A 13,825-nucleotide genomic window follows, 5' to 3' on the forward strand; every position below is an offset into this window, starting at 1 on the left:
TCAACCCCCGAAGGATTTACGACGCAGACCACTAAGCCCGCGAAACTAGGACGTTGCCGGACCTCCGGGTCCGGCGCACCGCGGTCGGCCGAGGGGGCGTGCCTACTTGATGAACGTCGCCCAGTCCGGGGCCTGCGCCGGGTCCAGCCCGCGCAGCTTCGCCAGCACCTTGGGGTCCTGCGCGTCCAGCCAGTCGGCGAGTTCCTTGAACGACACGCAGCGGACGCCGTCCCGCTTGCAGACCGACTTCACGACGTCCTCGACGGACTTCATGTATATGCCGCCGTTCCAGTCCTCGAAGTGGTTGCCCACGAACAGCGGCGCCCGGCTGCCGTTGTAGACCCGCTCGAAGCCGTTCAGATAGCCGTCGCGCGTCAGCTTCCGCCACTCCGCGTACTTCGCGGGATCGCCCTTGGTGTTGTCACCGGACTGGTTGTAGAGGAAGTTGAAGTCCATCGACAGGACCTGCTTCTCGCTCTTCGGGTAGGGCAGCAGCTGGAGGGGGAAGTTCCAGATGCCCTGGATCTGGGAGGGCCAGATCTGGAAGTCGCCGGGCGAGCTCGCGTCGTACCGCCAGCCGAACTCCTTCGCCGCCGGTATGAGCGTCTTCTGCCCCTCCAGGCAGGGGGCGCGGCCGCCCACCAGCTCCTTCTTATAGTCGAAGGGCAGCGGCGGGAGGTCCGTCAGGCCGGTGTTCGTCTTCCAGTTCTCCACGAAGGAGTACGCCTGCTCGATCTCGCTCTTCCACTCGGCCGGGCTCCAGTCGCCGCCGCCCTTGGGACCGCAGAAGTGGCCGTTGAAGTGCGTGCCTATCTCGTTGCCGTCCAGCCAGGCACCGCGTATCTGCTCGACGGTGTCCTTGATGTGCGGGTCCGTGGCGAAGTCGATCGCCGCCTCGCCCGGCTTGTGCTGCGGGGGCTTGTACAGCGTGGCCTTCGACTTCGGCAGGAGGTACATGCCGCTCAGGAAGAACGTCATGTGGGCGTTGTTCTCCTTGGCGACCTCGCGGAAGTGGGAGAGCTGGTGGTCGTCCCCCTCCAGTGCGCCGTCCCAGGAGAAGACCACGAACTGCGGGGGCTTCTCGCCCGGCTTGAGCTTCTCCGCCTTCGGCTGGTTCGGCTGCGGACCGGTGTCGGAGGTCGAGCCGTCACCGAGGACGTGGACCTTGCCGTCCCACTTCTCCTCGGGCTTCCTGCTGGGCCCGGACTCTGACTCCGGGACGTTCTTCGCCTTGTCCTTCGAGGGCGCGGAGGCGGACGAGGGGGAGCTCTTGCCGTCGCTCTTGGAGTCGCAGCCCGCGAGCCCCATGGCGAGGGCGGCGACAGCGCCCGCGGTAACCAGAGCCGCCCCGCCCCGCAAGGTCCTTTTCGACAAGGTACTTACCCCCTGGCGCCGTAAACAGATGTTCTGGCGGTAAGTATCACAGGTCGCTCCCGCGCCCCCGCAGGGCCGGGGGGCGTCCCTCACCGTGGGACCGGCTTCTCCGCGGCGACCTGGGCCGTGACGAGTGCCGACCCTATGGGGGTCAGGACATGTCTGACCGCTTTGCCCACACGATGGGTGGCGACCAGACCGCCGTTGCGCAGAGCCGTCACGTGCACCGACGCGGTCCCCGGGCTGACGCCGAGCCGGTCCGCGAGGTCGCCGGTGCCGCAGCCGTCGCCGATGTTCAGGAGGGCCGCCGCACGGCCCCGGCCGAGCAGTGCGCCGAGCCGGCCGGGGGCGGCCGCCTCGCTCCCGTCCCACAGCGTGCGGTGCCCGGACGCCGGGTAGGTGATCACCGTTCCGGCCTCGTTCGCCAGCAGCACACCCGTCTTCCGGAAGACCGAGGGCACCAGGACCAGCCCACACTCCCCGGTTCCCGGCTCGCCCCAGGCGTCGCGGACCGTGAGACCGGGCAGGCGGTCCACGACCTGGCGCACCCCGAAGGCGGCGAGGTCGTGCGCGCGGAGCGCGACGTCCGACTCCAGAGCGGTCCTGATCCGGGGCCAGTCGCCGATGAGGCAGTCCTGGAAGAAGTCGCCCACCGCCTCCTGGAGCGGCCCGAGGGCCGTGAAGTCGAGGTCATGGCGACTCGTCGTCCCGCCCCGGTGGCAGAGCAACTGCTCGGCCACGGAACGCATCCGCTGCCGTACCACGGCCGGAGGAAGGCTGAGCGCGTGGCGCTGTGCGGATATCGGGCCGCGCCGGCGCGGGCTCAACAGAGCCGGGAATTGTGCCCGAAGGATTTCGGCCGCCGCCAGCACCTCCAGCAGTGGCGAGACGAGGAAACGGCAACCGGACAGAGCGCGCGCCGAAACACTCAATTCCGACTGCCTGTTGTGCTCCGGCCGGGCCGGAATCTCCGTGGCCTTCGGTGGTCTTTCCCTTTCTCGCTCGGGCGAGAAAGGACTACGCGCTCTGTTCATGGACCGAAATGACGTTCACCAGCTTTTCGAGTTGCTGGACGATCTGCTCAAGGGGACGCTCCGCCACATCGACGACGATCGTCATGCGGGAGGTGTCGGGCTCGTCGGCCGGCCCCACCGGCAAGGAATCGATGTTGAATCCCCGGCGGGAGAAGAGTCCCGCCACCCGTGTGAGGGCGCCGGCCTTGTTGGAGCCTCGTCGAGACGGCACAGGGGCCTCGTCGGCGGAGCGGCCGGGTCAGCCGTTGATCAAGTGGTCGGTGCCAGGCACCAGGTGCTCCTGGTGGGGCGCCATGTCGTCCACGTTCACCGTCTTGATGATCCAGCGGGTCTGCAGCGCCTCGGGGTCACCGACGTTCACTACCTCCTTGGCGTGGATCGTGTGGTTGTTGTACGTGATCACGAAGTCTCCGGGCTCGATGAAGACCCGCTCCTTGAGCTGGTGCAGGGTGTCGGCGACCTTGGGGACGATGCCCTTGGCCGCGTCGCTGACGCCCACCGTCCGGTTCTCGAAGAACCGCAGGTCCTCCGGGCCACGGCCGCCGATGATCGGGTGCAGGTCGGCGTCGCCGAGCTCAACCCGCCCGCCGCCCATGGTGCTCAGGTCGTCGAAGGGAGTGTCAACTGTTCGCCTCTACAGTTGATTGAGTGAGTGTTAGCCTCGCCGTTTCGGTTGGGGGATGAGGCGCCGTTGAGGGGTAATCGTCGGGTGGCCGACGCGATTTCGGTGCTCGGACATGGTGGGGACCCGGCGCGGTGGTCGGGTTCTCCAAGGTCTTTCGGGTCGTGGGCGGTCAGGGGTTTGCTGTCAGCCGGCGGGACGGGGCAGTGCGGCGAGGCGATGGAAGGCCGTGGCCAGTTCGTGTCTCCAGGGCCAGGTCGCCGATATCCGCAAGCGCGGGCGTCGGCCGCCGCGGGTGAGGCGGGCGGCGACGTGCGGCAGCCGGTAGCGGAGCTTCTTCGGCTCGGCGGTGGCCAGTTCCCCGTCCAGCAGCAGGACGCGTGTCCAGGCCGGCAGGTCGATCGCCGCGAGGCTGAGTTCGAGCCAGACGGCGTTGACGGCGAAGTGGCGGGAGGGGAAGCGGCCGAAGCCGGTGGTCTTACCGCACCGGATGTGGTCTTCGACGGTGGCATGCCCGCGGTGGCGGACCTCCAGGAACTGTGCGGATCCGCCCCCGGAGTATGGGGTGTCGGTGAGGAACACCTGATGGCGCAGGCCCTCGTCCTGGTCGAACAGGGACAGCTGGGCTCCGGGGTGCGGCCGCTCCCGGCGCACGATGATGCGGGTGCCGGCCGGACAGCCGTCCAGGTCGGCCATGCCGGTCAGCTCGGTGACCTCGGCGCCGTCGCGCAGGGTGCCGTCCTGGTCCAGGGCGGGATGCCAGAGGCGGTCGGGCATGGCCCGGACAGCTCGGCGGACCGGCTCGGTGACCGCGTATCCGACCGAGAAGAAGGTACGGATTCCTCGTTTTCGCAGGTCGCGGACGTGGGCGAGGAAGGCTTTCGCGGATCCGGCACTGTCGGCGCGGACGAGGATGTCGGTGCCGTGCCGATGAGCATCGGGGATCTGCGTGAGCGCCTGGTCGAGCACCGCGATGTGATCGGCGGCAGTGTTGGCTCCGGCGTTCCCGGGCCGCAGCCGTCCCGACACGGCCTCGCCGGTGTTCGCGAGGAAGCACAGCAGCGGATGGAAGCCGAAGCCGCCCTTGTAGGTCGGGGCGGCCTGTTCCTTTTCCGAGTGGCAGGTGACCAGCGTGGCGTCGAGGTCCAGGACCAGGCCGGGAAGTTCTCGTCCGTCGGCCCGCGCAGCAGGTATGCCCTCGCCGGTCTCGGCGGCCTGCGTCCAGGCGACTTCCCGGGCTGAAGCGCGGGCCGCTCGCAGCGAAGCGAGCGCAGCCTCGTCGACGTCGGCGAGCAACCGCCAGGCCGTGGGTGTGGAGGCGACCGGGCCGAACACCCCTGCCTGGTCCCGCAGCACGGCCAGATCCGCGATCGCCTCACCACCGTCGGCGAGCATCACCACCAGGTCGGTGGCGACCCGTCCCGGATCATGCCCGGTCCCGCGCGGCCGAAGCGGCCTGAGAGCGGCGGAGTACGCAGCGGTCAGCCCAGTGGCATCAGCGAGATCCGCCAGCAACCGTGCCCCGGTATGCCCGACCACCCCCGAACCATCCGCGGTGACATGGACCTTGGGACGCAACCCGATAGCCTGCACGTAGAAAGTGCCCTCCACCTGGACCGACAGAACCCCTCAGCAAGGTTCATCGTCCCAGGTCAGGAAGGCACTTTCGCGTTTCCGCCCCAAAGGCAGCCCCACCCAAGTGAAACGGCGAGGTTAGGAACGGTAGATGTCCTGGAAGACGTCCCCGTCGTTGACGTTGACGTACCCGATCGCCGGCGTGTTCGCCAGCTGGGCGAACAGCGCGAGGAACCCCTCGGCGACGAACGTCTTCTTCAGCTCGTACTTGGAGCGCACCGGCTGATCGAAGTCGAACACCGGGACATCGCGGTCGTGCGGGACGTTCTTCACGACGACCACGGGCTCGGCGGCACGGTCGCGGGTCGCCAACGAGTCGACGTAGGCGCGGAAGCGCTCGGGGACCGCGCCGTTCGCGATGAGCCGGCCCACCTGGAAGCGGTGGGCCCCGTGAAGGCGGTACGGGTTCGCGGTGACGCCGTCGAGCGCGGCCTCCAGGGCCGCGCGCTCCGCATCGGTGAAAACGAACTCCGGGGTGATGGTCCAGTTGGTCCCGACAGTGGCTTCAGCAGTCATTTGCGTCCCTTTGGCGGAATCCCCCACCGCAGTGGGGGCGTTGCTCGTTCCGGTGCGCGACGCGATCATTGCCGCGCACCTCGGCGGGGAGCCAAGCCCACCCTTTTCCCGCTGTCCATGCATTTGAGGCAGAGTCAAAAACTTGCCGGGGGAGATGTGATCCGAACCACCCGCCCTTGATCTTCTTTGCGGCCGACTGCTAGCGTCCGATTCCAGCAGGCCCACAATGGCCTGCGTTTTGGGGCGCACAAGGCCACCACCCGGAAATAATCTCCGATTTCCCTCCCGCTGCGGTACGGAAAAGCGAACCTTTCCGTACCGGATGCCCGGCCGGCGGAGTGCCGCGTCCCCGAAAGAAGATCGAGAAGTATATGTCGCCGACGACGAGCCGACCGAGACCGATGTCGCGCACCTGCGGTGTCGTGGTCACCGCCTACCTGAGCCTTTTCATGGTCTCCGCGGACAATTCCATCATCAATACCGCGGTGCCCAGGATATCGGCGTCATTGGGGGCGGGAACCCCGGACGTCCAATTGGCGATCGACGCCTACATGCTGGTGTTCGCCTCGTCGTTGATCATCGCGGGCAGCCTCGTCGACCGCATGGGTACGCGCCGTTCCTACGCCGTGGGGATCACCGCGTTCACCGCCGCCTCTTTGCTGGGGGCGTGTGTCCCCTCGGTGCTCGCGCTGATCCTGTCCCGCGCGGGGATGGGCGTCGGGGCGGCGTTCATCGTGCCGAGCATCTTCGGACTGTTCGCCAAGGAGCTGACCGACAGCGCCAGGCGACGCGTACTCGCGCTGTGGCCGGCGGTCGTCGGTCTCGGCGTGGCCGTCGGACCGGTGCTGGGCGGCCTGCTGTTGACCCGCTTCCCGTACGGATCGATCTTCATGCTCAACGTTCCGGTGGGGGTGCTCGCCCTGATCGGTACCGCCACCCTGATCCGGCGCGGCGATCCGGCACCCGCCGCCAGGCGCCCCGACCCCGTCGGAGCGGTGCTCCTGCTGGCCGGTGTCGCGATGCTCGCCTCGGCGGTCATCTTCGCCGTCGACGACCGGATCCCCGGACCGCTGCGCTTCGGCCTCGGTGCCGCCGGCCTGCTGACGCTGATCGGGTACACGGCCCATGAACGGCGTACGGACCGGCCGCTGTTCGACCTCGGCTACTTCCGCGAGCGGAAGTTCACCGGAGCCGTCGTGGCCATGTCCGGACTCTTCTTCGCGCTCTTCGGCACGGTGTTCCTGGCCGGCCAGTTCACCCAGTACGGCCTGGGCTGGAGCCCCTTGTCGGCCGGTGCCGGCCTGCTCCCGCTCGCGGTGGGGCTGACGGCCGCCTCGCTGTCCTGCATGGCGGTCACCGCGCGCGTCGGGGTCAAGGCGACCGTGACCGGCGGGCTCGGCCTCGGCGCGCTGGGATGCCTGCTCTGTGCGACGGCCGCCGCGGATCTGAGCTACCCCTTGCTCGCCGCGGGGCTGTTGAGCTGCGGACTCGGCATGGGGTGGTCCGTCGGCCCGGCGCTGACGCTGATCGTCACCAGTCTCCGGCCGGCCGACACCGGCGTGGGTTCCTCCGTGAACGCCATGTTCCAGCAGATCTTCGGTGCCGGGGGAGTCGCGGTGATGGGCCTGGTGTTCTCGGTCCGTTACGAAGCGAAGACCGCCTCGGTCCCCGGCCTTCCGGCGGCGGCCCGATCGGTCGCCGACGGCCATGCCTTGTTCACCCACGGGGCGGGGCAGCCCCCGAACTGGTTCGCCGACGGGCTGAGTTCCGGCCTCCTCGTGGCCTGGATCGTCGGCGCGGTGGTGGCATCGGCCGCCGCGGTCACCGCCCTGGTGATCCTGCCCGCCTCCGTCCCCACCCCCGCTCCCGCCACGACCACCGCCTCCGCAACTCCCGGCTCGCGAAAGATGAACGCCTGATGACCTCGGACAAGGGTGCCCTGCTGTACTCCGCGATCGCCGCGCACGCGAACGAACGCCCCCACGAGACCGCGCTGTCCCGCGGCGACCACCGGCTCACCTTCCGCGAACTCGCCGATTCCGCGGAGGACTTGGCCTTCCGGCTGGCCGGACTCGGTGTCGCTCCGGAGACCGTGGTGGTCATCGACCTGCCCGTCGGCTTCGACACCGTGGTCGCGATGGCCGCGGTCAGCGGACTCGGCGCGGCCTTCACCCTGCTGGAGCCGGATCTGCCGGTCTCCCGCAAGCAGTTGATCATCGATGACTGCCGCCCGGCCGCGCTGGTCACGGAGTCCGGGGTGACGCGTGGCCCGCGACCGGGGCCCCGGCTGGACGAGCGGCTGGTGCGGCGGACCTCGCCCGCCGCGTACGTCGGCTACACCTCGGGATCGACCGGCGTTCCCAAGGGCGCCGTCATCGAGCGGGACGCGCTGGAGAACCACGTGCGCCGCACCGTCGAGTGGTACGGCCTGACCTCGTCCGACACCCGGCTGTTCTTCTCCTCGATCGCGTTCGACCTGGCGCTCGAACAGATCTGCACGTCGATGCTCGTCGGCTGTGAACTCGCCTTCCGGGACGAGACGTTCGTGTACGGCGGAGCCGAGGACTTCCTGTACCACTGCCGCCGCCTCGGGGTCACCGTGCTGAGCCTGCCGACAGGCGTGTTCAACGGATTCGGCGCCGAACTGGCGGAGGCGGCCGGTCACCGCGCTCCGGACCTGCGCCTCGTGATGGCCGGCGGGGAGGCGCCGGCCCAGGCCGCGGTGGCGGCGTGGGCGACGGTCGCCCCCGAAGGCACCCGTGTGGTGAACGGGTACGGACCGACCGAGACGGCCGTCGTCGTCTGCTACCGGGACCTGACGCCCGGCGCCGCCATCGCGATCGGCGACCCGATCGACGGTGTCCGCTTCCGTCTGGAGCCGCTGGAGGACGCGGGCGACGCGACCGAGCTGGTCGTCCAGGGCGTCGCGGTCGGCCGTGGCTACCTGGGTCGCGCGGCGTCGTCATCGGCGTTCCGCATGCTCGACGGGGTGTGGTCGTACCGCACCGGCGATGTGGCCACGGCACGGAGTGACGGGGGCTACGACCTGCACGGGCGCTTCGACGCACAGGTCAAGGTGCACGGCGGGTTCCGGGTGGAACTCGGTGAGATCGTCTCCCGGCTCCTGGACGTCGGCTTCGTCCTCGACGCGGTGGTCGTCCCCTTCGACGGCGCCGGCAGCCGGCTCCTCGCCGCGTTCGTCCGGCTCGACCGGAGCCTCGCGCCGCAGGCGGACGCCGAGGCGGCGATCGTGCGGCGGCTCTCCTCCGTTCTGCCCGAGTACATGCTGCCCTCGCGGGTCAGCGTGCTGGACGAGTTCCCGCTGACGTCACGCGGCAAGGTCGACCGCGCCGCGCTGCTCGACCGGGCCCAGGCCCTCCCGGGCGCGGACGGCGAGCAGGACGCCGATCCGGCCGACGTGAACGCACAGCTCCGGCTGGCCTGGCGACGGGTGCTGGGCAGCCCGCCCGAGGACGAGTCGGCGAGTTTCTTCGCGGTCGGCGGCAACTCGATCAGGGCCATCGAACTCATCACGCAGGTGCACAGCCGGCTGGGGGTGCGGCTGCGCGCGGCCGAGCTGTACCGGACTCCCCGATTCGACGCGCTGGCACGTCTTCTGACCGATCGCCGCGCGGGCATACCCACCGCGCACCACACCACCGGCACCACTCTCGTGACGATGCGTCAGGGAGGCAAGGGCAGGCTGTGGGTCTTCCTCCCGCCCCTGTCCGGAGCGGTCACCCGGTACGCGGCGCTGTCCAGGATGCTGCCCGCCGATGACACCGTGTGGGCCGTCGAGACCCCTCCCGAGCTGTCCGGCAAGGGCATGGCGGCACTCGCCGACGGACTGACCGAGGTCCTGCTGGCCCAGGGCGCGGACCAGTACGGAACCGTCTGCGTGTCCGGGTACTCACTGGGCGGCGTGTTCGGCTACGAAGTGGCCCGCCGGCTGCACGAACGCCGCGGCGACGCGGTGCGTGCCCTGCTCATCGACCCGCCGGACCCCGGCGCACACCGCGTGAGCGTGCACGACGCCTTCGACATCTTCGTCCGTGTCGGGTGGTCGATCCCCACTCCCGCGCGGCAGTTCACCGACGAGCACGGCGGCTTCGACCTCGCCGCGGTCACGGTGGCGGCCAAGGACGCGGGGACGCTGGCCCGGGACGCCGACCAGCAGGAGATCGAGGACGCCTGGGCGGTGTACGAGTCGAACGCGCGGATCCTCGACGGCCTGTCGCTGAGCCGTCCCCAGGGGCTGCGGGTGCGGCTGCTCCAGGGCGACACCGGTGGCGAGATCGACTACGGCCGCCGTGGACCGGTCACCGTCACCCTCGACGGCGGCGAACCGTGGTCGGGCGGACGCGCCGTGGGCCAGTGGCGGGACATCCTGCCGGACGACGCCGTGGACCGGTTGCCGGTCGATCACTTCGCCCTGCTCGAATCCCCCAACGACGAACTGGTCCGGGACTGGCTCGTCACCCACGCGCGGCGCTGACCCGAACCGGCCGCCTCCTCTGACAGCGAGATCCGACGACGAGATCCGACGACGAGATCCGACGACGAGATCTGACGACGAGATCTGGCGACAAGGTTTCGGCCCGGGGGCGATCTCTGACGCCCCGGGACCGTCAACGGCCTCGCGGTACTCCGACGAGTCCGTCGTCCGGACCTGCCACAGCTCCCGCGTGTGGTCCCGCCGGTGCGCGCGTCGCCGGACCCGACCGGGACCGGCGCGACCGCTCACGGTCACCGCAGGGGCGGGAGCGGGCAGTAGTGCCCGCCTCCTTCGGCCGCGACAGTCGGCCCGGGGGCGATCTCGGTGTACCCGGCGTCGTGGACCACCGGCAGTCCGCTCGCCGTCAGTTCCGCCCAGTGCTCCGCGCCGGCCGTGCGTACGGCGAGGGGGAAGCCGCTCTTCCGCCAGACCTCGCGCTCCTCGTCGGACAGCCTCCACCACGCGAGCTGCGCGCCGTGCCCGACCTGCGCCATCGTCTTGCCCGCCGACATCGTCAGGCCGGGGTTCAGCCACAGCACCGGAGCCTGCTGTCCCGGCGTGGCCGGGGGCTCGAGCTCGTCCAGCTCGGTGCCCGACACCTGGAGCTTCGCCAGCTCCTTGGGCCAGCCGTCCAGCGGCACGGGCGGGAAGACGCGCACCTCGGCGCGCTCACCGGTCACGGTGATGCCCGGCAGCGCCGTCGCCTTGCGCCACTCCTTGCCCCGCGCCCGCCGCACCACCTTGCGGATGCGGGAGTCCTCCCAGTCCCGCACGGCCCGCGCCCACTCCCCGTCGGACCCGTCGACCGTCCGGGCCCGCTCGTCCGACAGCAGCGTGAGCACCGCCCGCGCCGCGGTCTCCAGGGCGTCCGTACGGTCCGGCGGGGCGTCCTTCTCGATCCGTACGACGAGCGGCAGGACGAACTCCCGCGCCGCGTCCCCGGGTTCCCCGGAGACGTCGTTCGCGGTGTCGGAAGCGGTGTCAGAACTGGTCACCCGCACAGTCTGCCAGCAGCCTGATGGGTGCATGGCAGGGCCCGTTACTGTGACCGCATGAGACTCAGGGGGGTCGGCCGCCGCTACGGACCGCGTGGGCCGTGGGTGCTGCGCGACGTCGACCTGGACGTGCCGCAGGGGGCGCTGCTGCGCGTCGAAGGCGCCAACGGCAGCGGCAAGTCGACGCTCCTGCGCCTGCTCGCCGGCCTCGACGCCCCCTCGGCCGGCCGGATCACGGGCCGCCCGCGCACCGCGTACATCCCTGAACGGTTCCCGGCGGCCCTGCCGTTCACCGCCCTCGGCTATCTCACCGACCTCGGGCGCGTCCACGGCCTGGACCGTGCCGCCGCCGCGTACGGCGCCCGGGTGTGGCTGGACCGCTTCGGGGCGGGGGAGCACGCGCGGACCCCGCTGTCCGAACTGTCCAAGGGCACCAGCCAGAAGGTCGCCGTCGCCCAGGGCCTCCTCGCCGCGCCCGGCCTCCTGGTCCTCGACGAGGCGTGGACCGGCCTCGACCGCGCCTCCCGCATCGTGCTCGACGGCGCGGTCGCCGAGCGCGTCGCCGCCGGGGGCACGGTCGTCTTCGTCGACCACGACCCGCGGCGCCTGGCGGGGAAGCCGGACGCGGTCCACCGCGTGGAGTCGGCGCGCCTGGTCACCGTCGAGGGACGGCGGCGCGCCGACAGCGGCCCCCGCGTCCACATCGACGCGGAAGGCCCGCCCGGAGCGCCGCTCCCGGAGGCCCTGCCGGGTGAGCCGGACGTGGCGCCCGGCGTACCCGCGGGCTTCCGGCTGACCGTCGCCGCCGTCCACTCCGACGCCCTCCTGCGGGCCTTGCTCGACGCCCGCCCCGCCTGGCACATCCGCGCCGTGACGCCCGAGCACCCCGAGCGCCCCCTGGACCCGTACGGAACCGACCGAGGAGAGCCCGGCCGATGACCGCACTGCTCCGCTATCAGGCCGCCCTGCTGCTGCGCTCGCACCGCTGGCTCCCGCCACTGCTGCTCTACGCCGCCTTCATGGCCGTCGGCGTGCAGGCCGGACAGCCGGTGCTGGACTCCTTCGGCTACGCCTCGGCCGCGCTGCTGCCGGTGGCCGCCTGGCTGGTGCGGGTGTGCGTGACCAACGAGCCCGCGGCCGCCCGGGACTGCGCGGCCGCAGCGGCCGGGCCGTGGCGCGTGCACCTGGCCGCGGTGCTCACCGCGCTGACCGCCTCCACGGTGCTCGCACTCGCCGCCACCGCGGTCGTCGCCGGGATCAGCGACCCCCACGGCTCCGACCACCAGGCGCGCGTCCCGCTGGGGCCCGCGACCGCGCAGGGGACGGTGGCCGCGGTCGCGTGCGCCCTCCTCGGCACCGGCGTCGGGGCCCTGTGCAACAGGCCCCTGCTGCGCAGCACCGCCTGGGCCGTGCCGTCCACCGTGCTCGCCGCGTTCCTGGTGCTCTTCGCGGGGGTGTCGCCCGCCAACGCCGTCGTGACGGGGCTGGTCGCCGGCTCCCGCGACGGCACGGTGCACGTCGGTCTGCTGCCCCTCGCCGGGGCCGCAGTGCTCACGGCCGCGGCCGTCGCCGTGGCGTGCGCGCTGAGCTCCCGGCGGACGGGCTGAAATCAGCCCGTTGGGGGCACCTCTGGGGGAGGTAGCTGGGGGAGTTTGAGGACAACGCGGCGAAGCCGTGTTGCGGGGGTCTGGGGGCTTGCCCCCGGTTTCGGGAAGGGGCGGGGTGGGGGAAAGGCCTGCCGCAGGCGGCGGCGGCCCCGTACGCCCGGCTCCCGGCGGACGTGAGGCATGGGGGACGATGGGGGCATGAGCGCACACCAGGACGAGCGGCACGACGGCTTCGCCGACTGCGTGCACTGCGGCAAACCCACCGAGCATCCGGCGGACCGGCCCGGCATCACGCTGTGCCCCGTCTGCGAGTGGCAGGAGGCGCAGCGGACGGCCTGCTCCGGCTGACCGGACTCCGGGTCCCCGGTCAGCGCTCCTTCTCCGCCAGCGACTTCGCGTCGCGGGCCAGGGCCGTCAGCCGGGATATCGCGCGGAAGTACTTCTTGCGGTAGCCGCCGTTCAGCATGTCCTCGCCGAAGAGCTCGTCGAACGGCCGCCCGGAGGCCAGCACCGGTATCTCGCGGTCGTAGAGCCGGTCCGCGAGGACCACCAGCCGCAGGGCCGTCGACTGGTCCGGCACCGGCTCGACGCCGGTCAGGCACACCGCCCGGACCGAGTCGCACATGGCGCCGTAACGGCTCGGGTGGACCTTGGAGAGGTGGTCGAGCAGCGAGGGGAAGTCGTCGAGCGAGGCGCCCGGCGTCGCGTACGCCGTACGGGTGACGACGTCGTCGCTGTACGGGGCGGGCGCCTGCGGCAGGCCCCGGTGGCGGTAGTCCTCGCCGTCGATGCGCAGTGGCCGGAAACGCGCGGACAGGCCCTGTATCTCGCGCAGGAAGTCGGCGGCGGCGAACCGGCCCTCGCCGAGCTTGCCCGGCAGCGTGTTGGAGGTCGCGGCGAGCGCCACGCCCGCGTCCACGAGCTTGCCCAGCAGGGTGGAGACGAGCACCGTGTCGCCCGGGTCGTCCAGCTCGAACTCGTCGATGCACAGCAGCCGGTGCCCGCCGAGGGTCTGCACGGTCTGCTGGAAGCCGAGCGCGCCGACCAGGTTGGTCAGCTCCACGAAGGTGCCGAACGCCTTCTGCTCCGGCGCGGCAGGTGTGGCGTGCCAGAGGGAGGCCAGCAGGTGGGTCTTGCCGACGCCGTAGCCGCCGTCGAGATAGACGCCGCGCGGTCCGTCGGCGGCGGGCTTCGCCTCGCGCCGGAACCAGCGCTTGCGGCCGCCGCCGGTCGCGCTCGCGCCGCCGAGACCGGCCGCGAAGGCGTCGAGCACGCGCACGGCCTCGGCCTGGCTGGGCTGCTTGGCGTCGGGGATGTAGGTGTCGAAGCGCACCGCGTCGAAGCGCGGCGGCGGCACCATCTCGGCGACCAGGCGGTCCGCCGGTACGTGCGGGGCTCGCGAGGTCAGGGCGATCGGCGAACCGGCGCCCTGCCCGGCTATCGGGCCGGAGGCGTCGGCCGGGGCCGGGGCTGAGGAGGCTGCCGGGGCTGCCGCGCCGGAAGTGGATGCGGTGGAGGCTGACACAACCGTCCAGCGTAGTCGCTGT

The 13,825-nt window shown here is 71.2% G+C and carries 12 protein-coding genes and 1 pseudogene; 5 read left to right on the forward strand and 8 right to left on the reverse strand.

Going from position 1 to position 13,825, the window contains the following annotated elements; translation table 11 throughout:
• Positions 1-102 precede the first annotated feature (102 nt).
• From AB0435_RS26820 to AB0435_RS26845, 6 genes and pseudogenes are all read right to left on the reverse strand, one after another.
• Positions 103-1,374, reverse strand: a complete 1,272-nt coding sequence (locus AB0435_RS26820; protein WP_366007242.1) for a hypothetical protein — start codon at positions 1,372-1,374, stop codon at positions 103-105.
• An 89-nt stretch (positions 1,375-1,463) separates the two neighbouring features.
• On the reverse strand, positions 1,464-2,114 hold the full coding sequence (locus AB0435_RS26825) for a winged helix-turn-helix domain-containing protein (RefSeq protein WP_366007241.1): 651 nt from the start codon (positions 2,112-2,114) through the stop codon (positions 1,464-1,466).
• 289 nt (positions 2,115-2,403) lie between these two features.
• A pseudogene (gene ilvN, locus AB0435_RS26830) lies at positions 2,404-2,619 on the reverse strand (acetolactate synthase small subunit); the annotation flags it as partial.
• A gap of 27 nt (positions 2,620-2,646) precedes the next feature.
• Positions 2,647-3,003 carry a hypothetical protein gene (locus AB0435_RS26835; protein WP_366428137.1) on the reverse strand — a complete coding sequence of 119 codons (357 nt, stop codon included), beginning with the start codon at positions 3,001-3,003 and terminating at the stop codon, positions 2,647-2,649.
• A 213-nt stretch (positions 3,004-3,216) separates the two neighbouring features.
• Positions 3,217-4,641, reverse strand: a complete 1,425-nt coding sequence (locus AB0435_RS26840; RefSeq protein ID WP_366428138.1) for an IS1380 family transposase — start codon at positions 4,639-4,641, stop codon at positions 3,217-3,219.
• A gap of 102 nt (positions 4,642-4,743) precedes the next feature.
• Entirely contained in the window at positions 4,744-5,181 is a 438-nt protein-coding gene (locus AB0435_RS26845) for a hypothetical protein (protein ID WP_366428139.1), read from the reverse strand.
• A 401-nt stretch (positions 5,182-5,582) separates the two neighbouring features.
• Between AB0435_RS26845 and AB0435_RS26850 the strand changes: the two genes are divergently transcribed.
• Both AB0435_RS26850 and AB0435_RS26855 read left to right on the forward strand, forming a co-directional pair.
• On the forward strand, positions 5,583-7,100 hold the full coding sequence (locus AB0435_RS26850; RefSeq protein ID WP_366008481.1) for an MFS transporter: 1,518 nt from the start codon (positions 5,583-5,585) through the stop codon (positions 7,098-7,100).
• A complete protein-coding gene (locus AB0435_RS26855; protein ID WP_366428140.1) occupies positions 7,100-9,676 on the forward strand; it encodes an AMP-binding protein in 2,577 nt (858 codons plus the stop codon). Before AB0435_RS26850 ends, AB0435_RS26855 begins: the two co-directional genes overlap by 1 nt.
• 251 nt (positions 9,677-9,927) lie before the next feature.
• Here the strand turns inward: AB0435_RS26855 and AB0435_RS26860 are convergent, their stop codons facing one another.
• Positions 9,928-10,671 carry a peptidyl-tRNA hydrolase gene (locus tag AB0435_RS26860; protein ID WP_366008479.1) on the reverse strand — a complete coding sequence of 248 codons (744 nt, stop codon included), beginning with the start codon at positions 10,669-10,671 and terminating at the stop codon, positions 9,928-9,930.
• Positions 10,672-10,728: 57 nt separating this feature from the next.
• Between AB0435_RS26860 and AB0435_RS26865 the strand changes: the two genes are divergently transcribed.
• The 3 genes from AB0435_RS26865 to AB0435_RS26875 all read left to right on the forward strand — a co-directional run bounded on the left by AB0435_RS26865 (position 10,729) and on the right by AB0435_RS26875 (position 12,626).
• Complete coding sequence (locus AB0435_RS26865; protein ID WP_366428141.1) at positions 10,729-11,610, forward strand: ATP-binding cassette domain-containing protein; 882 nt, start codon at positions 10,729-10,731, stop codon at positions 11,608-11,610.
• Entirely contained in the window at positions 11,607-12,278 is a 672-nt protein-coding gene (locus AB0435_RS26870) for an ABC transporter (protein WP_366428142.1), read from the forward strand. Before AB0435_RS26865 ends, AB0435_RS26870 begins: the two co-directional genes overlap by 4 nt.
• Positions 12,279-12,476: 198 nt before the next feature.
• Entirely contained in the window at positions 12,477-12,626 is a 150-nt protein-coding gene (locus tag AB0435_RS26875) for a hypothetical protein (protein ID WP_366007143.1), read from the forward strand.
• A 19-nt stretch (positions 12,627-12,645) separates the two neighbouring features.
• Here AB0435_RS26875 and zapE read toward each other — a convergent pair whose 3' ends face one another.
• Positions 12,646-13,719, reverse strand: coding sequence for a cell division protein ZapE (gene zapE / locus AB0435_RS26880; protein ID WP_366007142.1), 1,074 nt, complete (start codon positions 13,717-13,719; stop codon positions 12,646-12,648).
• Positions 13,720-13,825: the final 106 nt, after the last annotated feature.

Source organism: Streptomyces sp. NPDC051173, from assembly GCF_040689515.1.
GTDB lineage: Bacteria > Actinomycetota > Actinomycetes > Streptomycetales > Streptomycetaceae > Streptomyces.